This window comes from Bacteroides ovatus (assembly GCF_001314995.1).
GTDB lineage: Bacteria > Bacteroidota > Bacteroidia > Bacteroidales > Bacteroidaceae > Bacteroides > Bacteroides ovatus.
In genome coordinates this window covers 225,374-246,269 of record NZ_CP012938.1, presented here as the reverse complement: position 1 = coordinate 246,269, position 20,896 = coordinate 225,374, and the positions used below count along the sequence as shown (strand labels likewise).

Genomic DNA, 20,896 nt, shown 5'->3' with positions numbered 1-20,896 from the left:
TTTATATATGTAACGAGCAATCAGCAGGAATTACTCACCGACTTCTTTATTTTTTTTGAATTTTATTTTCCGAGACTGTGAGGAATAGAAATAAATCAGCACTAAACGAACATGAATAAATAAACGAAAGCAGTCTGAAGCTCTTTCCGTAAGAAAAGTAAGGTTCTGTATAATTGGTTTTCCACTGTCCGGGTGGATAAGTTTAATCTCTCGGCAATTTCCGCCGCTTTAAGCCCTTCCATATAAGATAACAGGAAGATTTCACGTCTCTTTTCGGGCAGTTCATTTATTTTTGCCATCACATGTGCCATTAAGTCTTTCCTCATAAACAATTCATCAGCACCGTCATAAAAACTCAACTCATCTAATTTGAGCTGGATAGCACGCTTATCGGCAAATTCCTGTTCCAAACTAATACGACGCAAATGATCTATACAAGCATTTCGGACAGCAACAAACAATATATTTTTAACCTCTGATTCTGATAACAGAAACACTTGTTTGTCCCATATTTTAAGAAATACATCATGGACAATATCTTCCGCAAAGAAAGGAGAAATAAACTTTCCGGCAAAACGCAACAACATAGGTGCATATTGCATATACAGTTTCTGATAATTATTTATATCATTCACATGTTCATCTTTCATTTTAGTATTCTACAAGGCCAAAGTCTATTAATAATCCATTATCAGAGAAAATAGGATTCATCTTATTGTTGGCGACAAAAATAGATATATTCTTGTTATAAACAAAAAAAGATGAGAATCGTTTTTCTTTTCCCCTGACTATATATTCATAGAATATGCAATAAACTCAAAACGTTGCAAATTTCCGTCCTCATTTGCCCTGTTTACATAAATAAAAACTATCTTTGCGTTTCAGAATCCCGAAAGACGAAAAGAAATGGAGCAAATAGACAACCTAAAAGAGCTTATCAATCAGGGGGATGTGGACACAGCGATTAAGCAATTGGACCAGCTTCTCCAGGACAGTTCTGTCGAAAAAGAGAAAGATACTCTTTACTATTTACGGGGAAATGCCTACCGAAAGAAAGGAGATTGGAAGCAGGCACTGGACAACTACCAGTATGCCATCGAGATCAATCCGGACAGTCCTGCCGTTCAGGCCAGGAAGATGGTAATAGATATCCTCAACTTCTACCACAAGGATATGTTCAATCAATAAAAGAGATGTATAATCAATAACCGTACTCAAAGATAACGTAATAAAATAAAGATTATGGCAAAAATCAAAGGAGCAATCGTAGTCGACACGGAGCGTTGCAAAGGATGCAACCTGTGTGTAGTGGCGTGTCCGCTCGATGTAATCGCCCTCAATAAAGAGGTAAACATGAAAGGCTATAACTATGCCTGGCAAGTGAAGGAAGATACCTGTAACGGATGCAGCTCGTGTGCAACGGTTTGTCCGGACGGATGTATTTCAGTGTATAAAGTAAAAGTAGAATAAAAGAAAAGAATATGGCAGAAGAAGTTGTATTAATGAAAGGAAACGAAGCCATCGCCCACGCAGCTATCCGTTGCGGTGCCGACGGTTACTTCGGTTATCCTATTACTCCCCAATCGGAAGTGTTGGAAACGCTTGCCGAACTGAAACCGTGGGAAACAACCGGCATGGTAGTACTCCAGGCGGAAAGTGAAGTGGCAGCTATCAATATGGTATATGGAGGTGCAGGTAGCGGAAAGAAGGTAATGACCTCCTCTTCAAGTCCGGGCGTGAGCTTGAAACAAGAGGGAATCTCTTATTTGGCCGGTGCCGAACTTCCTTGTCTGATTGTGAATGTAATGCGTGGCGGTCCCGGATTGGGAACTATCCAACCCAGCCAGGCTGACTACTTCCAGACAGTAAAAGGTGGTGGTCATGGAGACTACAAACTGATTGCCCTCGCTCCGGCATCCGTACAAGAAATGGCGGATTTCGTAGCATTAGGATTCGAACTGGCCTTCAAATACCGTAATCCGGCTATTATCCTTGCCGACGGTGTGATCGGTCAGATGATGGAAAAGGTTGTTCTTCCTGCACAAAAGCCACGCCGCACGGAAGCAGAAGTAATTGAACAATGTCCATGGGCTGCTACCGGAAAAGCAAAAGACCGCAAACCGAATATTATCACTTCCCTCGAATTGAAACCGGAAGCCATGGAAATCAACAACCTCCGTTTTCAAGCTAAATATCGTGAAATTGAAGAAAATGAAGTACGCTTCGAAGAGATCAACTGCGAAGATGCAGAGTATTTGATTATCGCTTTCGGTTCAATGGCACGCATTGGCCAGAAAGCAATGGAACTAGCCCGTGAAAAAGGAATTAAAGTAGGTATCCTTCGCCCGATTACACTGTGGCCGTTCCCAACCAAAGCGATTGCTGCATACGCTGATAAAGTAAAAGGTATGCTCGTTACGGAACTAAATGCCGGACAGATGATTGAAGATGTCCGTCTCGCTGTTAACGGTAAAGTAAAGGTAGAACATTTCGGACGTCTAGGTGGCATCGTTCCCGATCCGGATGAAATTGTAACTGCCTTGAAAGAAAAAATAATCAAATAACGAAACAATGAATCCCGATAAAATAAGAAACGTACTGAACATCCTATTTATGATATTGGCTGTTGCAGCCATCATCACCTACTTTGTAGCAAAAGATGATTTCAAAATGTTTATCTACGTATGCGGCGCGGCAATCTTTGTCAAGCTGATGGAGTTTTTTATACGGTTCACCAACAGATAAGGAGATGAAGTTATGACTAAAGAAGAAATAATCAAACCCGAGAATCTGGTTTACAAAAAACCGACTCTGATGAACGATAACGCCATGCACTACTGCCCGGGTTGCAGTCACGGTGTGGTACACAAACTCATTGCCGAAGTCATTGAGGAAATGGGTATGGAAGATAAAACTGTGGGAATCTCTCCGGTGGGATGTGCAGTGTTTGCCTACAACTATCTCGATATTGACTGGCAGGAAGCAGCACACGGACGTGCTCCTGCTGTGGCGACTGCTGTGAAACGCCTGTGGCCGGACCGCCTTGTTTTCACTTATCAGGGCGACGGTGACTTGGCTTGTATCGGTACAGCCGAAACAATCCACGCTTTGAACCGTGGTGAGAATATCACGATTATCTTTATCAATAATGCGATCTATGGTATGACAGGCGGCCAGATGGCTCCGACTACACTAGTAGGCATGAAGAGTTCGACTTGTCCTTACGGACGTGACGTTGAACTTCACGGTTACCCATTGAAGATTACTGAAATCGCAGCCCAACTGGAAGGAACTGCTTACGTAACCCGTCAGTCCGTACAATCCGTACCGGCTATCCGCAAGGCTAAGAAGGCAATCCGCAAGGCTTTTGAGAACTCCATGAACGGTAAAGGTTCCAATTTGGTAGAAATCGTTTCCACTTGTAGTTCAGGCTGGAAGATGACTCCGGAGAAGGCGAACAAATGGATGGAAGAACACATGTTCCCATTCTATCCACTGGGTGATTTAAAAGATAAAGAATAACGCTAAAAGTCAACAGAACAATGAAAGAAGAAATAATTATAGCAGGATTCGGTGGACAAGGCGTATTGTCTATGGGTAAGATTCTGGCATATTCCGGTTTGATGGAAGGCAAAGAAGTGACCTGGATGCCCGCTTATGGCCCCGAACAACGAGGTGGAACAGCCAACGTTACAGTTATTGTAAGTGATGACAAAATATCCTCACCGATTCTTAGTAAATACGACGCTGCCATCATTCTGAATCAGCCTTCACTCGAAAAGTTTGAAAGCAAAGTGAAACCCGGCGGTATCCTGATTTATGACGGTTACGGAATTATCAACCCTCCTACCCGTAAGGATATTAAGGTATATCGTATCGACGCAATGGATGCAGCCAACGAAATGAATAATGCCAAAGCATTCAACATGATCGTACTTGGCGGATTATTGAAGCTTCGCCCCATCGTAACGTTGGAGAATGTTATCAAAGGACTTAAGAAAACCCTGCCGGAACGTCACCATCACTTGATTCCTATGAACGAGGAAGCTATCAAGAAAGGGATGGAGTTAATCCGTGAGGTTTAATAAATTAAAAATTGAGAATTGAGAATTAAGAAATAATTGCTCGCCAAGTAAAGGATGCAACATATTTTTCAATTCTCAATTCTCAATTCTCAATTAAAGTAAGTATCTTTGCCTCCAATTATGAGACGAATCTTACTATTATATATATTACTTTCCGTTATAGGTTTGACGACTGTTCACGCACAGTTCGATAATGGTCGCCAGAGAGTAGACGAAAACGGATACGACCAATACGGAAATCAGGTAGACCCTGCCATGATTCCGGACAGATTGGATAGTGCAAATGTCGAAGTACAGGGCTTGCCTCCAAAGTTGTATATGTGGCGTATCAAGAACCAGTTGGGCGACCGGACTATCATCCCGGCAGATACAGCCTTTCATCATTTCCAGAATTCAAACCTGACTGAAGGACTTACCGGACATTATAATTATCTGGCCAATATGGGTTCTCCCCGTATGTCACGCATCTTCTTTGACCGCCGTGACCCAGAGCCGACTATTTTCATGGAGCCTTTCTCCAGTTTCTTCATTCGTCCTACGGAATTTAATTTCACTAACAGTAACGTACCTTATACGAATCTGACGTATCACAAAGCCGGTAATAAAGTGAATGGGGAAGAGCGTTTCAAATCTTACTTCTCTGTCAATGTAAACAAGAAACTGGCTTTCGGATTTAATGTAGACTACCTATACGGACGAGGATATTACAATAATCAGAATACGGCGTACTTTAATGCAGCAGTTTTCGGTAGCTATATCGGCGACAAATATCAGATGCAGGCTATATACAGCAATAATTACCTGAAAACAAATGAAAACGGAGGTATTGAGGACGACCGCTATATCACTGCACCGGAAGAAATGGCGCAAGGTCAAAGAGAATATGAATCAACCAATATTCCTACCGTACTAAGTGCAACGACCAACCGCAACCATGACTTTTATGTCTTCCTGACCCAACGATATAATCTCGGATTCAGTCGTGACATACCACAGGCTGAAAATGACACCACTCCCGTCAAACAGGAGTTTGTCCCCGTTACCAGTTTTATACACACCATCCAAGTGGAACGGGCACGGCATAGCTTTAATTCTAATGACGACATGCGTGAAAAAAATTATTATCAGAATACTTACTTTGATACGGATAATCCTAATGTCAGAGACAGTACCACCTACGTTGGAATCAAAAACACCATAGGTATTGCGTTACTTGAGGGATTCAATAAATATGCCAAAGCCGGATTGACTGCATTTGCTTCCTATAAAATCAGCAAGTATACACTGATGAATATGGAAGGAAATCCGTTGCCTGATAAATACAACGAAAATGAAATATTTGTTGGAGGCGAATTATCCAAACGTGAAGGGAATGTGCTTCATTACCACGCTATCGGTGAAGTGGGATTGGCAGGAAAAGCAATCGGACAATTCAATGTAAAAGGAGATATTGACCTGAACTTCCCGTTGTGGAAAGACACCGTCAGTCTTATAGCCCGTGGTGAAGTCAGCAATAAACTTGCTCCTTTCTATATGCGCCATTATCATTCCAAGCATTTCATGTGGGACGACGATATGGACAAGGAATTCCGTACCCGTATTGAAGGGGAATTGAGCATTGCACGTTGGAGAACACGTCTGAAAGCAGGAGTTGAAAATATCAAGAACTATACTTACTTCAACCAGGAAGCAAAACCGGAACAGAACAGCGGAAGTATACAGGTATTATCTGCTAGCCTTAATCAGGACTTCAAGCTAGGAATCTTCCATCTGGACAATGAGGTGACCTGGCAGAAATCCAGTGACCAGATTGTACTTCCTTTACCTGATCTCTCGCTATATCATAACTTCTATATGCAGTTCAAACTGGCGAAGAAAGTACTTAGTGTGCAATTGGGAGCCGACGTGCGTTATTTCAGCAAATACAATGCACCTGCCTATATGCCGGCCATTCAGAATTTCCACCTGCAACCGACAGACGATCAGGTACAGATAGGAGGTTATCCGATTGTGAATGTATATGCAAACTTACATTTAAAGCGTACACGTTTCTATGTAATGATGTATCACGTGAACCAGGGCATGAGCAGTCCGAATTACTTTCTGTCTCCTCACTACCCCATCAACCCACGTGTGCTGAAATTCGGTCTTTCATGGAATTTCTATGATTAACAAAAACTATACGACTTATGGTATCACGCCCCAAATTGAGACTGTTCAGATATTTAGTGCCAGTGATTATTGTATTGGCATTTATCTTCTCTTTCCGTCAATGCGGTAAGCAAGAAAAACCTGCGGGACATCCGCGTGATTATGCTGCCATTGCCAAGGAGGGTATCATACGTGTAGCTACCGAATATAATTCCATCAGTTTTTATGTAGACAGTGACACCGTTTCCGGTTTTCATTACGAACTGATACAGGCATTCGCCCGGGACAAAGGACTCAAAACCGAAATAACACCTATTATGAGTTTCGAAGAGCGGTTGGAAGGATTAAGCGAGGGACGTTATGACGTGATTGCTTATGGCATATTAGCCACCAGCAAGTTAAAAGACTCTCTGCTTCTCACCTCTCCCATTTTCCTCAACAAGCAAGTGCTGGTGCAACGCAAAGAAATTGGAGAGAATGATTCACTCTATATCCGCACCCAACTGGATTTAGCCCAGCGAACACTTCATGTCGTAAAAGGCTCCCCCTCTATTTTGCGTATTCAGAATCTAGGCAATGAGATCGGAGATACTATCTACATCAAGGAGATTGATAAATACGGTTCCGAACAATTGATATCAATGGTAGCGCATGGAGACATCGACTATGCCGTTTGCGACGAAAGCATTGCACTGGCAGCAGCAGATTCGTTGCCGCAAATAGATATTAATACAGCTATCAGCTTCACGCAGTTCTACTCATGGGCAGTCAGTAAACAATCCCCCGCCTTACTCGATAGTTTGAATACATGGCTGGATAAATTCCAAAAGGAAAAGGAATACCAAAAGATTTATAAGAAATACTATGATAAAGAATAACCTTATTTCTATTACACTAAAACTTCTATTCCATACACGTTCATTTTCTTTTATTGCTTTCTTGATTTTCCTGTCTATCTGCTTTCCACGGGCTTATGCCACAGAAAGCGGAATATTCAATTTCTCGAATATCAATCTCAAGAATGGCTTGTCGCAACTATCAGTCCTTGCCATTGCACAAGACTCCAAAGGTTATATCTGGTTTGCAACCCGCAATGGATTAAACAAATACGACGGAGAGAAATTTACTATATATAAGCATGATAACGATGATCCTCATTCATTGTCGGACAATCATATCACTTGCCTGTTGCCGGACGATGCAAACGAGGGATTGTGGGTAGGTACTAATAACGGGCTTAACTATATCAATCTCAAAACCAATCAGATTACCAAATATCAGACGGACGATTATCCAAACATGCCAGGAAACAACATTGCCGTTCTTCAATTTGACCAGTCCGGTAATCTATGGGTTGGTACCCGAACAGGGTTATGTATATGGCAACCTCGTTCCGGGGAATTCAAGAAGAAATATTCCGACCATGTCCCGGAGAATGAAGCAATCATGCAGCTTTATATTGATGCAGAAAAACGGCTTTATATTGGTACTCATCGTCACGGATTATTTATCTGTACACCTGAAATGGAGTTGATTCAGCAACTCAATAAAAGCACACAGCCTGCCCTGTCGGACGATGCAATCAGTTGTATTTTCGAAGACTCCCAACATCAGGTATGGATAGGAACAGAAACCAGGGGACTGAATAAATGGAACCCGAAGACCAAAGACTTATCTATCTACAATCAGAAAAACAGCGGACTGACAAATGACTATATCCGTTGCATCACCGAGCAGGACCAGAAATTGATTATCGGGACGTTCGACGGACTTAGTATTCTGGATTTAAGAAACGATGATATATCCAAGTACAACCGGTTCGATGCTAATCAGAACAGTCTAAGTCATTTTTCCGTCCGCAGTATCTACATCGACCGGGAGAAAACGCTCTGGGTAGGTACTTATTCCGGTGGTGTGAACTACTATAACCCGCTCAATAACCGGTTCATCTTCTACCATCCGGTAGAAAATAACAACCAGAAGTTATATAATATCTTTGGTACAATGGTGTATGATTCCACTTCATTGTGGATTGCAACAGAGGGAGGAGGACTGATGCAGTTCAATCCTATCACCAAGGAATATACCAACTTCCTGATTGAGCAGACATCCAAAGGATTGTTCAACAAGAACATCATCAAATCCCTTTTACTGGACGGAGACTATATCTGGTGTGGCACAAGTACCGGAGGAGTCTATAAATTCCATATTCCTTCCAAAAAATTCACATTAGTATATTCATTCGGCCGGGAAAAAAACTTTGCCATCTATACTTTTTATAAAGATGCAGAGAATAATCTATGGATAGGGACGACAGCCGACAAAGGACTGGTTAAACTGTCTCCGGACGGAAAAATCACCAATCAGTTCCCGTATGGCAAAGAGAAAAAGGAATTCGTCAACTTCACCAGCCTACGGAGCTTCCTGGCACTGAATGCTCACACCTTTCTGATAGGAACCCGCTCGTTCGGACTTTACGAATATGATATGCAAAAGGGAACGGTGCTCCGTTGCAACATGTCAGAGACAAATCCCAATCAGAAACTCGAAAATAACTACATCACTTCCATGGTGCGCAAAGCGAACGGAGAAATCTGGTTCAGCACTTTCGGAGGAGGAATATACCTGTATAAACAAGGAACAGGTGTCGTCAAACATATTGGCAAGAAAGAGGGACTACCCAATAATGAGGTATATGCCATGGTGGAGCACAACAACAACTTATGGATTAGTGTCGATAAGGAAATAGCCGAACTTAATACCAAGACCGGGCAGATACGCAGTTATGACTGTTTTGTCGGTTCCGAAACGTTGGAGTTTACACCGCAGGGAGTCATTAGTCTGCCCCACGGTGAGGTCTACTTTAGTGGAAGTAATGGTTTCCTTTCTTTTACTCCCGGCTCTCTTCTAAAGAATAATACCATGCCACCGGTAGTACTTACCCAACTGACCGTAAACAATAAGGTAATCACACCGAATGATGATACTCATTTGCTGGATAGTGCCCCGGACGATACGCAAACATTGGTTCTTGCCTACAATCAGAATAATTTTTCCATTGCGTACAGTGCCTTGAACTATATTCTGCACGAACAGAACCAATATGCCTATAAACTCTCCGGTCACGACGAAGACTGGAATTACGTAGGTAGTCGTAAAGAAGCATTCTATACCAACATCGCTCCAGGAAAATATACATTCCAGGTCATAGCATCCAACAATGACGGCGTATGGAATGAAACCGGAAAGAAAATGGAAATCATCATTCGTTCTCCGTGGTGGGGAACGCCGCTGGCCTATATCCTTTATGTCCTATCCGCATTGGGAATCATGTTTACTATCGGCTATTATATGTACAGTAAGCATAAACTGGAACTAGACCTGCGCATGAAGCAAATGGAGAAACAACGCATGGAAGAATTCCATCAGACAAAGCTACACCTGTTCACCAACTTCTCGCATGAGCTACGTACTCCGCTGACACTTATTATCAGCCCGCTGGAAGAGTTGATGAAACGGGCAGAAGTTCCCCAGTTTATCAGAACACAACTGGACATGATTCTGAAAAATGCCCGCCGATTATTACTTCTCGTCAATCAATTGATGGATTTACAGAAGAACCAGAGTGGTAATCTCACCCTCCAACTGTCTCAAAGCGACCTGAATGCTTTCCTGCTCGAAATATTCTACACATTCAGGCAGATTGCCGAAAGCAAACAGATTCGTTTCGAATATCAGGCTCCTCAAGGCGAGGTGACAGCCTGCTTCGATCAGGGCTTACTCGAAAAAGCCGTTTTCAATTTATTGTCGAATGCTTTTAAATTCACAGTACCGGGAGATACAATCACGCTGCGTTTACTGCTGATTACAGATATAGACACTCTCCGCCAGGAACATAGCGACTGGCTATCGGAACATTCTCCGCTTATCACCACCCATCAGGGAAGTTATTTAGTGATTCAGGTAGCAGATACGGGAAAAGGAATTCCAGAAGATGAACGTACCCAAATCTTCACTCCTTTCTACCAGGTCGGTCACACGACAGGTAGCGAGAATATGAATGGCACAGGTATCGGATTAAGCCTGACTCAATCTGTCGTTCATCTGCATCACGGAGAAATTGGAGTCACAGCCAATACTCCCAAGGGAAGCGTATTCACTATCCTATTACCGAACCACACCATGACAGAAGAAGAGGTGGCGAATACTGCCGTTCTCTCGGGAAAAAACAATGAACAAGTAGAAAAGGGTATGTCCGGAACCATTGATTCCGAAAACACCATTTCCGGAACCACTCCATCCCTACCCGGCAAAACGGTTCTATTAGTAGAAGACAATGAAGAGATACGAAGTTACGTAAAAGGACACCTGGAACAATATTACAACGTATTGGAAGCCGACAACGGTTCGGATGCTTTTGAAATTGTCCTGAAAGAATTTCCCGACCTGGTAGTGACGGACATTATGATGCCCGGTATCGACGGACTGGAACTTTGCGCACTTATCAAGAACAATCTGCAGACGGGACACATTCCCGTTATTCTACTCACTGCCCGCACGATGGTGATGCACGTCAAAGAGGGATTCTTGTCGGGAGCAGACGATTATGTGGTTAAACCATTTAATATTGATGTTCTGCTGGTACGTATCTACAATCTTCTGGCACAGCGGGAAAAGCTAAAATCCGTATATAGCAAAAACTTCTCCCTGCAATCCATGGGAATTGAAGTGGAAACGACCTCCGCCGATGAGAAATTCATGCAGAAACTATTTAAAATCATTGAAAAGTATCTCACCGACCCCGATTTGAAAGTAGACAAAATCTGTGAAGAGATGGGATTCAGCCGGAGCAATCTTTACCGGAAACTGAAAGCTATCACCGACCTGCCGTTGAATGACCTTATCCGTCATAAACGTTTGGAGATAGCTACACAAATGCTGAAGCAAACAGAAATGAACATTACCGAAATTGCAACGGCCACGGGATTCAGTACTCTCGCCTACTTCACGAAATGTTTCAAATCAGCTTACGGTGTTTCTCCATCGGAATATCAAAAGTCATATTCAGGCCATACAGATATTGATACCATCCGGGAATAGCCGATTTACAAAATCGTCCCAAACAATAAAAAATGTCCCAACAAGGCTTACAGTGCGGATTTTTTTATTTGTTTGGGATGAAAATGCAAACATCTGGCATCATTAGACAAACCGATTCTACTCTGTTTCCATACATTTGCAATGTTGTTCTACTTAATATAATCATATGGAAACAAAGATTAAAAACTACTTGTTAGTCTTCGGACTTGGAATTATCACACTTACCAGTTGTAATCACTCTAAAGAGCAAGATATCGTTGCTTCTAACTTCGCATTTGCCGAACAGCAATTAAAATACGCACTGACTCAAATAGACGAGGCACGTGCCAATGAATCACAAGAGAGTAGAGAAAAGAGAGAAAGTAAGGGCTGGGGGGAATTAACCAATCCCCGCAGTATCAAACCGGACGGTTCACTGGAACTGGTTGTTTCTAAAGACTGGACCAGTGGATTCTTCCCCGGTGAGCTTTGGTATCTATATGAGTACACGCACAATCCATATTGGAAAGAGCAGGCGCAGAAACATACAGAAATTCTGGAACGCGAAAAAAATAACGGAAAGACACACGACATGGGCTTCAAGATGTATTGCAGCTATGGAAACGGTTATCGTCTGACCGGAGATTCCACTTATAAAGATATTCTGTTGCAATCCGCACGCACCCTGATTACCCGTTACAAACCGGTAATCGGCTGTATCCGTTCCTGGGACCACCATGCAGACAAATGGCAATTCCCCGTTATCATCGATAATATGCTGAATCTTGAACTTCTGTTCTGGGCATTCCGCGAAACGAACGACTCCACCTATTATAATATAGCAGTCAACCATGCACTCACTACCATGAAGAATCACTTCCGTGAAGACAACAGCTGTTATCATGTAGTAGAATACGATACCATTAACGGAACGGTACGCAGCAAAATGACGCATCAAGGATATTCCGACGAATCAGCATGGGCACGCGGACAAGCATGGGCCTTATACGGATACACCATGTGCTATCGTGAAACCGGCAGACCCGAATTCCTGCAACAGGCGGAGAAAGTGGAGAAATACATCTTCAACAATCCGACCCTGCCGGCAGACCTGATTCCTTATTGGGACTTTAACGCACCCGGAATACCAAACGAACCCCGTGATGCATCCGCTGCATCCTGTATGGCATCCGCCCTTTATGAACTAAGCACATACGTTCCAGAAAAGAAAGAACAATACAAGCAGGAAGCCGATAAGATTCTCCAGAATCTGACGCATAGCTATCGTGCGCAACTAAACGGAGATAAAGGATTCTTGTTGCTGCACAGCACAGGTTCCAAACCACACGACAGCGAAATAGATGTCCCGCTTTCATACGCCGACTATTATTTCCTGGAAGCCTTGCTCCGCAAAGCAAAATTAGAAAAGGAAGAAAGTCTTTTCTAAATCTTCCGGCAACTCTCACGATAACATCACTTTACTATTTATCCTTATTAGTACATTACTAATTATGAAAAGATTATCTTCTATATTCATCCTGTTCATTCTGCTGATACTCCCGTTGAATGCCACGATTCCGACTCAACAAAGAATCCGGCTGACAGACTCATGGGAATACCTGAAAGGTGACCTTGGAAGCATTTGGGAAGCAGTACGTCCCGCCGCTCCCGGTTCTTCCGAAGCAGTGCCTATCTGGCAACAGGTTACCCTACCCCACTGTTTCAATGCAGAAGATGCAGTAGACCCGGATATCAATTATTATCAGGGCGCAGGATGGTATCGCACGCAGCTTTCTATCAAGAATCCATATCTCAATGGACGCGTCATACTGGAGTTTGAGGGAGCAGGACAAAAAACGGAAGTGTATGTCTATACGTATAAAGTAGCCAGTCACACAGGAGGCTACGACGGTTGGAGTGTCGATATCACCGAAGCCGTTCAACAAGCCCTTGCCAACCCGGATTGCGCTAAACGCTTCAATGGCAGAATTCCATTGTCCGTTCGTTGCGATAATACCAGAGATACGGAGATGATTCCGTCCGACCTGTCAGATTTCAACTTATACGGCGGCCTTTATCGCTACGTGAATCTGATTTACCAGCCCGAAGTGTCTTTCAGCAATATACAGATAAATACCCCTGTAGAGAAAGATATGAAAAACGCTTCTCTAAAGATACAAGGAACATTCCATAACCCGAATGATATTCGCCAGGCAAGCATTCACCTTTTATTAAAGGCGCCTAATGGAGAAAAGGTATGGGAACAGACAACGACGGTTCTTCCGTTGGGAACAAATCCCCTGTTCGAGACAACGATTAAGAATCCGATTCTGTGGAGTCCCGACCAGCCTCAACTCTATACCTGCGAACTGACATTGACTACTCCTCAAAGTAAACAGACTATTACAGAATCCATCGGATTCCGTCACTTTGAATTCATTGAAAACGGACCTTTCCAGTTGAATGGAGAACGTCTGCTGTTAAGAGGAACCCATCGGCATGAAGACCATGCCGGAGTAGGCGCCGCTATGACAGAAGAACAAATGGAAGCGGAAATGAAACTGATTAAAGAGATGGGAGTCAACTTTATCCGTTTGGGACATTACCAACAATCGGACATCATCCTCCGTTTATGCGATCAGTTAGGCATTTTGGTATGGGAAGAAATACCCTGGTGCAGAGGTGGACTGGGAGGAGAGAAATATCAGGCACAAGCGCGCCGGATGCTGACCAACATGATTACCCAGCATCGCAATCATCCCTCCGTCATCCTTTGGGGATTGGGAAATGAAAATGACTGGCCCAATGATTTTTCAACATTCGAGCAATCGGCCATCCGCGCTTTCATGAAAGAGTTGAATGACTTGTCACACCAACTCGATCCGTCACGTATGACTTCCATCCGCAGATGTGATTTCTGCAATGATATTGTAGATGTCTATTCTCCCTCCATTTGGGCAGGCTGGTATCGCGGACAATTTACAGACTACAAGAGTATTTCGGAGAAAGAGATGAAACGGGTGAAACATTTCCTGCATGTAGAATGGGGAGGTGACTCACATGCCGGACGTCATTCCGAATATCCTTTCAACCCGCTACAAGCAATTATGGGTGGAAACAGTGCCGACGAACGGGCAGGCGACTTCGCCCTGCAAGGCGGAGATCCCCGTGCTTCCAGAGATGGAGACTGGTCGGAAACGTATATCGTAAAACTATTCGACTGGCACCTGAAAGAGCAAGAAACAATGCCTTGGCTGACAGGAACCGCCTTTTGGGTATTCAAAGATTTCTCCACCCCTCTCCGCCCCGATAATCCGGTGCCATACGTCAATCAGAAAGGAGTGGTAGAACGGGATCTTACTAAAAAAGAAGCCTACTACGTCTTCCAGTCTTACTGGACTAAACAGCCTATGATTCATATTTACGGTCATAACTGGCGGACCCGATGGGGCAAAGTGAACGAAGAAAAAGAGATTCTGGTATATTCCAACTGTGCAGCAGTAGAGCTGTTCGTGAACGGCGTCAGTCAGGGAGTCAAGCAACGCAACAGCCAGGATTTTCCGGCAGCGGGACTTCACTGGAACTGCATACTGAAAGCAGGAGAAAATAACATAAAAGCGGTTGCAGTGAAAGGACTCGGTAAAGGTAACATGAAAGCAGCCATTACGGATGAAATAAGTTTCAACTACCAGACAGAAGAATGGAGCAATCCGAAACAGCTGAAGTTGAAGACATACCCCGATAAAGGTTCTATCGTATGGGTGGAAGCCCAGCTGACAGACAACAAAGGGATCCCCTGCCTGGACGCGGCAAATGTAATCTCATTTGAAGCTGCGGGAGACGGAAAACTGATTCAGAACTTAGGAACATCCACCGGCTCCCGGAGAGTACAGGCTTATAATGGCAGAGCTGCAATTCGCATTGACTTGAACGGCACATGCCAGGTAGCTGTAAAATCACCGGGCATTCAAACTGCTTTCATCGAAGTGAAAGCCGAATAGAAGTGAAAGCTGAATAAGAAAGGAGAAAAGCACCATGAGAAAGACAATAATTTCAATAGGTTTCATTATATTCTTTGGCACTGCTACGGCAGTTGCCGGAGAAGACACAGCCGAACAGATTCGTCACCTTTTAGAAAAAGAAACGATACAACGGGCAGATGCCGCACTTCATGAGGAACCGGTCACTGTGACCGCTACCCGTGCGACAAGAAGTGCCGGAGGTATTCATGACTTCTATTCGGAGGGTGATTACTGGTGGCCGAATCCGGAAGCTCCCGACGGTCCTTATATCCGCCGGGACGGAGAAACCAATCCGGAGAATTTCACAGCACATCGGCAGGCCATGATTCGCATGAGCCAACTGGTAGGCGACCTTACTTCCGCCTGGATACTTACGGGTAAACAAGTATATTCCGATGCAGCCATGCAACATATCCGGGCATGGTTTGTCAACCCGGACACACAGATGAATCCCAATCTGCTGTATGCACAGGCCATCAAGGGAGTAGTAACAGGACGAGGGATAGGAATCATCGATACGATTCACCTGATCGAAGTGGTGCAGTCGCTCCGCCTTATGGAAGCGAAAAGGATGATTGACAAGGAAGAACTGGGGACTATCAAACAATGGTTCTCCGATTATCTAACCTGGATGTCCACGCACCGTTACGGAATCAAAGAAATGGAAGCGAAAAACAATCATGGCACCTGCTGGGTCATGCAAGCCGCTGCCTTTGCCTTGTTCACGGACAACCGGGAAATGATTCGTTTTTGCACGGAACGTTATAAAACAGTACTTTTACCCAATCAAATGGCTGCAGACGGCAGTTTCCCTTTAGAACTGGAACGCACCAAGCCCTACGGTTATTCTCTTTTCAACCTTGACGCAATGGCCACTATCTGCCAACTGCTCACTACTGGAGAAGAAGATATATGGAATTACACTACACCGGACGGCAAAAACATCGATAAGGGTATCGCCTAGCTTTATCCATACGTAAAAGACAAAAGTAGCTGGAAGAGACAACCCGACATTATGTTTTGGGAAGAATGGCCGGTGGCGCAACCGTTCCTGTTATTCGGCACATTACATCATTTCAATAAAGAATTTTTCAACACATGGATGCAACTGGAACATTTCCCCACCAACGAAGAGGTGGTACGTAATCTTCCCATCCGTCACCCGTTATTATGGATTCAATAAACTATAAAATCAATAGAATATGAAAAACTTATTAGTATGCACATTATTGTTCGCCTATGCTTTCACACTGAACGCACAGGTAGCCAACACCCGCATCTATGCTGCGGAAAAATTAGCCAAAGTAAAAGAAAAAGCCGATTCACCTCTATATGCCCCTGCCGTCAAAACTCTTTTAAGAGATGCCGACAAGGCTTTGAAGATGACTCCGCCGTCCGTAATGGACAAAACAATGACAGCAGATAGCGGAGACAAACACGATTATATGAGCATGGGCCCTTACTGGTGGCCGGATCCATCCAAACCGGACGGTTTGCCCTATATCCGTAAAGACGGACAAAGAAATCCGGAATTGGATAAGCTCGACCGCAACAAACTGGGAGATATGTCGAAAGCAGTCACCACACTGGGACTTGCCTATTACTTCTCCGGTGATGAGAAATATGCGCAAAAAGCCGTAGACTTCCTGAATGTCTGGTTTCTGGACGCCAAGACGAAGATGAATCCGCACCTCACTTACGGACAAACCATTCCCGGAAAGAATAAAGGCATGGGACGTGGTGCAGGTATGATCGATATTTACTCGTTCACGGAAATGATTGACGCCATGACATTAATGGAGAACTCGAAAGCATTTACTCCCAAAGTAAAGAAAGGGATGAAAGAATGGTTCACGCAACTAGTGGAATGGATGCAGACCAGTCCCGTAGCTGCCGAAGAACAGAGAGCAAAGAACAATCACGGTCTGGCTTATGACGTGCAACTGACAGCTTATGCTCTATATACAGGCAATCAAGACCTTGCCATGAAAACCATTCAGGAGTTTCCCGAAAAGCGTTTGTTCGCACAGATAGAACCAGACGGCAAACAACCGTTGGAACTTGCACGCACTACTGCCCTGGGATATACGATCTTCAATCTGGGACACATGCTCGATATGTGTTCAATCGCCTCCACGCTGGGACAAGATATTTACAACGCTACCAGCCAGGACGGACGTTCCATCACGGCAGCACTGAAATTTCTGATTCCATATATCGGCAAACCACAGAGCGAATGGCCTTACCAACAAATCAAGGAATGGGACAAGAAACAGGAAGAAGCCTGCTGGATTCTTCGCCGTGCATCGTTCTTTGATCCGAAAGCCGGATATGAAGCCATCGGCGCTCAATTCCGCGAGACACCCGCTAACAAAAGAATTCATTTAATCTATAGTTTAGAATAAGAAACACTTAAAATACTAATCAGATGAGGAACAAATTTATTCATTACTCTTTGGTAATGGCATGGATGCTGTTATTCTGTGTTCCGTGCGTTACCGTCACTTATGCACAGTCGTTTACCGTCACCGGAACAGTGACCGACAGTCAGGGTGGAATCCCCGGAGCGAATGTGAAAGTAAAAGGTGGTACCGCAGGTACAATCACCAACATGGACGGTCAGTTTACGTTGAGTGTCCCCTCTTCCAAGTCTATCCTGGTGGTTTCATACATCGGATACACCCCACAGGAAGTTGCCATCAACGGTAAAAACAAATTGGATATTCACCTGCTGGAAGATACAAAGACACTAGATGAAGTGGTAGTCGTAGGTTATGGTGTGCAGAAAAAGTCTCACCTGACGGGATCTGTGTCCAAGATGGATATCAACAACCTGACAGATATTCCCGTGACCCAGGTAGACCAGTTATTACAAGGTAAAATTGCCGGTGTCAATATACAGAACTCTACTTCCGAAGCGGGAGCCGCCCCGCAAATCCGTGTGCGTGGTATGGGTTCTATCAGTGCCGACAGTTCTCCGCTGATCGTCATCGACGGTTATCCCACACCGGACGGTCTTTCCACACTCGATATGGCGGATATTTCTTCCATCGAAGTATTGAAAGATGCCGCTTCGGCAGCCATCTACGGTTCACGTGCAGCCAATGGCGTTATCCTGGTTACTACCAAGACAGGAAAAGCCAGTAAACCGAAATACAGCGTGAAAGCTTCCACCGGTTTGAAATGGGCTTATAAGTTACATCCCATCATGAGTTCACAAGATTATTGCAGCATGATCGGATACGAATCGGTATTGAAAAATAAAACAATGTCACAGACAGAGGAGGCTTTCGGTCTCATTGATAACTACACCGACTGGCAGAAAGAAGGATTGAACAGCAGTCCGCAGATTCACCAGGTGCAGCTCTCCGTATCAGGTGGCAAGAATGACATCACTTATTATATTTCGGGCAACTATGCACAGGAAGACGGTATCATGCTCAACAGCAACTATACCCGCCTGAACCTGCGTTCACGCATCAATGCAAAACTATCCAAACGGGTAGACTTCAGTTTGAATCTGGCACCGTCGTACACCAAGACAGAAACTCCTGCCACCAACTTCATGGATTTCTATCGTACGCCCTCTTTCATGCCTGTACGCCATACTGCTGCCACTTCTGCGCTGACCGGCAAACCTATCGGTTCGTATGCACGAGGCAGTGACTTCAGCAATGTTACCTATACCCGTGAGGACGGAACAACTTTCACCCCGTCCAGCAGTCCTTTCGGTTCGAGCAATAACAATCCGCGTTCACTGATGGATACGGAAGAACGTTTCCGCGAGGACTACAACCTGCAGGCAAATGCCTCTTTCAATGTCCAACTGATGAAAGGACTGGTATTCACCACTTCCAACGGTTTCTTTATCAAGTATCGCCAGAACAATCAATATCGTGATTATGCTGCCAAGAAAGATGAAGAATCAGCTATGGGTACTTATACCAACCGTCTGTATATCGACTTATTGAGCGAGAACACGTTAAACTATACCGGAAAGACAGGGAAGCATGACTACTCCGTACTGGCCGGCTATACAGCGCAGACTACTTCTGAAAGAACTGCCGGTATCGTCGGACTGGGCTTCCCCACCGACTATATCCATACGCTGAACGCTGCAACTTCTTTCGACCTCGACGGAACTTATACCCAGAAATACCGTACGGCAATGATGTCCCTATTGGCACGTGCCACATACAGTTATGATGAGAAATACCTGCTTTCTGCCAGCATCCGTACAGATGGAAGTTCTCTGTTTGCCGACGGTCATCAATGGGGTTACTTCCCCTCGGTATCTGTGGGATGGCGTGCTTCGGAAGAATCTTTCCTGAAACAATTCGGTTGGCTGAACCTGCTGAAAGTCCGTGCCAGTTTCGGTGTGACAGGTAATAACAGCATTCCTGCCAATTCATACTATGACCTGCTCTATCCCAACAATTACGCATTGGGAGAGGGAAATGGCAATCTGATCTCCGGACTCGCCAAGACCAGCGAAACCAAAGGTAACAACCGCATCACTTGGGAACAGACTTACGAATACAATGCCGGATTCGACTTGAGCATCCTGAACAACCGTATCAACCTGACAGTGGACGGATACTACTCCATCACCAAACAGTTATTATTCAAACAGCCGGTTCTTTCTTTCACCGGATTCAATAATTACTGGAATAATATCGGACGTATCCGCAACAGTGGTATTGAGGTGGAACTGAATACCCATAATATCCGCACCAAGAATTTTGAATGGGAAAGCTCATTCAATATCTCTTCCAACTTCAACAAGTTACTGGAACTTTCGGGAGAAGAACGACTGATCTCTACGGGTGAACGTAACGAAACATATCTGGCACAGGTAGGCAAGAGAGCCATTTCTTTCTTCGGCTACAAGACAGACGGTATTTACAAAAGTCAGGAAGAAGTGGACGCTGTTCCCCACTTGGCCAGTGCCGTACCAGGCAGTCTCCGGATTGTAGATATCAACGACGACGGAGTGATTAATGACAAAGACCGTACAGAAATCGGCAACCCATTCCCGACAGCAACATGGGGATTCACCAATACACTGACCTGGAAAGGCTTCGACCTCTACGTTATGATTCAGGGAGTTCACGGACTGGATGTATTCAACGGTGACGGTTACTTTACCGAAACCAAGAAGTTCAACCGCAACTACGTGAAAAACCGCTGGATCAGTGCAGACTATCCGGGCGACGGAAAAACTCCCTCTTTCGCAGCAAATGGCGGTGTCGCCTGGGAATTTACGGATTACCTGATTGAAGACGGCTCGTATGTAGCATTGCGCAATGTGACTTTAGGCTATAAGTTCAATAAGAAGCAGTTGAAGAAGATCGGTATCAGTTCACTCCGTCTTTATGCTTCAGGACAGAACCTGTTCTATATCTGGTCCAAGGACTACCGTGGTATTAATCCGGAAGCACGTAAGACGAGTGGTTCTTACAGTTCTCCTCTTATCAACGGTTACCAGTCAGGTGGGTTCCCCCTGCAATCGACAGTCACTTTCGGATTCGAACTTAATTTCTAACTCCTTAAAGACAA

Annotated in this window: 14 protein-coding genes and 1 pseudogene; 14 read left to right on the top strand and 1 reads right to left on the bottom strand. The window is 44.3% G+C overall.

The genetic code is table 11. The features are described from left to right. Positions 1-101 precede the first annotated feature (101 nt). On the bottom strand, positions 102-650 hold the full coding sequence (locus Bovatus_RS00890; protein ID WP_004297421.1) for an RNA polymerase sigma-70 factor: 549 nt from the start codon (positions 648-650) through the stop codon (positions 102-104). 256 nt (positions 651-906) lie between these two features. Between Bovatus_RS00890 and Bovatus_RS00885 the strand changes: the two genes are divergently transcribed. The 14 genes and pseudogenes from Bovatus_RS00885 (at position 907) to Bovatus_RS00825 (ending at position 20,882) form a co-directional block, all read left to right on the top strand. Then, positions 907-1,188 (top strand): tetratricopeptide repeat protein, encoded by a 282-nt coding sequence (locus tag Bovatus_RS00885; RefSeq protein ID WP_004297420.1) that lies wholly within the window; start codon positions 907-909, stop codon positions 1,186-1,188. A gap of 54 nt (positions 1,189-1,242) precedes the next feature. Then, positions 1,243-1,470: a 4Fe-4S dicluster domain-containing protein gene (locus Bovatus_RS00880; protein ID WP_004297419.1), complete on the top strand. Its 228-nt coding sequence runs from the start codon at positions 1,243-1,245 to the stop codon at positions 1,468-1,470. 11 nt (positions 1,471-1,481) lie between these two features. After that, positions 1,482-2,564: a 3-methyl-2-oxobutanoate dehydrogenase subunit VorB gene (locus Bovatus_RS00875; protein ID WP_004297418.1), complete on the top strand. Its 1,083-nt coding sequence runs from the start codon at positions 1,482-1,484 to the stop codon at positions 2,562-2,564. A 7-nt stretch (positions 2,565-2,571) separates the two neighbouring features. After that, on the top strand, positions 2,572-2,745 hold the full coding sequence (locus Bovatus_RS25120) for a hypothetical protein (protein ID WP_004297417.1): 174 nt from the start codon (positions 2,572-2,574) through the stop codon (positions 2,743-2,745). A gap of 12 nt (positions 2,746-2,757) precedes the next feature. Then, entirely contained in the window at positions 2,758-3,522 is a 765-nt protein-coding gene (locus tag Bovatus_RS00870) for a thiamine pyrophosphate-dependent enzyme (protein ID WP_004297416.1), read from the top strand. A gap of 20 nt (positions 3,523-3,542) precedes the next feature. Continuing rightward, positions 3,543-4,085: a 2-oxoacid:acceptor oxidoreductase family protein gene (locus Bovatus_RS00865; protein WP_004297415.1), complete on the top strand. Its 543-nt coding sequence runs from the start codon at positions 3,543-3,545 to the stop codon at positions 4,083-4,085. A gap of 120 nt (positions 4,086-4,205) precedes the next feature. After that, the gene (locus Bovatus_RS00860) at positions 4,206-6,257 is read left to right on the top strand and encodes a putative porin (protein ID WP_004297414.1); all 2,052 of its coding nucleotides are present in this window, start codon (positions 4,206-4,208) and stop codon (positions 6,255-6,257) included. Positions 6,258-6,274: 17 nt separating this feature from the next. After that, positions 6,275-7,114 carry a transporter substrate-binding domain-containing protein gene (locus tag Bovatus_RS00855; protein ID WP_004297413.1) on the top strand — a complete coding sequence of 280 codons (840 nt, stop codon included), beginning with the start codon at positions 6,275-6,277 and terminating at the stop codon, positions 7,112-7,114. Continuing rightward, complete coding sequence (locus Bovatus_RS00850; protein ID WP_004297412.1) at positions 7,101-11,336, top strand: hybrid sensor histidine kinase/response regulator transcription factor; 4,236 nt, start codon at positions 7,101-7,103, stop codon at positions 11,334-11,336. Before Bovatus_RS00855 ends, Bovatus_RS00850 begins: the two co-directional genes overlap by 14 nt. 166 nt (positions 11,337-11,502) lie before the next feature. Continuing rightward, the gene (locus tag Bovatus_RS00845) at positions 11,503-12,762 is read left to right on the top strand and encodes a glycoside hydrolase family 88 protein (protein WP_004297411.1); all 1,260 of its coding nucleotides are present in this window, start codon (positions 11,503-11,505) and stop codon (positions 12,760-12,762) included. Positions 12,763-12,826: 64 nt separating this feature from the next. Further along, the gene (locus tag Bovatus_RS00840; RefSeq protein WP_004297410.1) at positions 12,827-15,316 is read left to right on the top strand and encodes a glycoside hydrolase family 2 TIM barrel-domain containing protein; all 2,490 of its coding nucleotides are present in this window, start codon (positions 12,827-12,829) and stop codon (positions 15,314-15,316) included. A gap of 34 nt (positions 15,317-15,350) precedes the next feature. After that, positions 15,351-16,520, top strand: a pseudogene (locus Bovatus_RS00835) (alginate lyase family protein). A 19-nt stretch (positions 16,521-16,539) separates the two neighbouring features. Then, positions 16,540-17,742, top strand: coding sequence for an alginate lyase family protein (locus Bovatus_RS00830; RefSeq protein ID WP_004297406.1), 1,203 nt, complete (start codon positions 16,540-16,542; stop codon positions 17,740-17,742). Positions 17,743-17,765: 23 nt separating this feature from the next. After that, positions 17,766-20,882 carry a SusC/RagA family TonB-linked outer membrane protein gene (locus Bovatus_RS00825; RefSeq protein ID WP_004319325.1) on the top strand — a complete coding sequence of 1,039 codons (3,117 nt, stop codon included), beginning with the start codon at positions 17,766-17,768 and terminating at the stop codon, positions 20,880-20,882. Positions 20,883-20,896 lie beyond the last annotated feature (14 nt).

What these genes read in the sequence shown, in the direction of transcription:
- Bovatus_RS00855 (WP_004297413.1), top strand. Translation starts at nt 6,275, where the DNA reads ATGGTATCACGCCCCAAATTGAGACTGTTCAGATATTTAGTGCCAGTG.
- Bovatus_RS00830 (WP_004297406.1), top strand. Translation starts at nt 16,540, where the DNA reads ATGAAAAACTTATTAGTATGCACATTATTGTTCGCCTATGCTTTCACA.
- Bovatus_RS00885 (WP_004297420.1), top strand. Translation starts at nt 907, where the DNA reads ATGGAGCAAATAGACAACCTAAAAGAGCTTATCAATCAGGGGGATGTG.
- Bovatus_RS00860 (WP_004297414.1), top strand. Translation starts at nt 4,206, where the DNA reads ATGAGACGAATCTTACTATTATATATATTACTTTCCGTTATAGGTTTG.
- Bovatus_RS00870 (WP_004297416.1), top strand. Translation starts at nt 2,758, where the DNA reads ATGACTAAAGAAGAAATAATCAAACCCGAGAATCTGGTTTACAAAAAA.
- Bovatus_RS00875 (WP_004297418.1), top strand. Translation starts at nt 1,482, where the DNA reads ATGGCAGAAGAAGTTGTATTAATGAAAGGAAACGAAGCCATCGCCCAC.
- Bovatus_RS00845 (WP_004297411.1), top strand. Translation starts at nt 11,503, where the DNA reads ATGGAAACAAAGATTAAAAACTACTTGTTAGTCTTCGGACTTGGAATT.
- Bovatus_RS00850 (WP_004297412.1), top strand. Translation starts at nt 7,101, where the DNA reads ATGATAAAGAATAACCTTATTTCTATTACACTAAAACTTCTATTCCAT.
- Bovatus_RS00865 (WP_004297415.1), top strand. Translation starts at nt 3,543, where the DNA reads ATGAAAGAAGAAATAATTATAGCAGGATTCGGTGGACAAGGCGTATTG.
- Bovatus_RS00880 (WP_004297419.1), top strand. Translation starts at nt 1,243, where the DNA reads ATGGCAAAAATCAAAGGAGCAATCGTAGTCGACACGGAGCGTTGCAAA.
- Bovatus_RS25120 (WP_004297417.1), top strand. Translation starts at nt 2,572, where the DNA reads ATGAATCCCGATAAAATAAGAAACGTACTGAACATCCTATTTATGATA.
- Bovatus_RS00825 (WP_004319325.1), top strand. Translation starts at nt 17,766, where the DNA reads ATGAGGAACAAATTTATTCATTACTCTTTGGTAATGGCATGGATGCTG.
- Bovatus_RS00890 (WP_004297421.1), bottom strand. Translation starts at nt 650, where the DNA reads ATGAAAGATGAACATGTGAATGATATAAATAATTATCAGAAACTGTAT.
- Bovatus_RS00840 (WP_004297410.1), top strand. Translation starts at nt 12,827, where the DNA reads ATGAAAAGATTATCTTCTATATTCATCCTGTTCATTCTGCTGATACTC.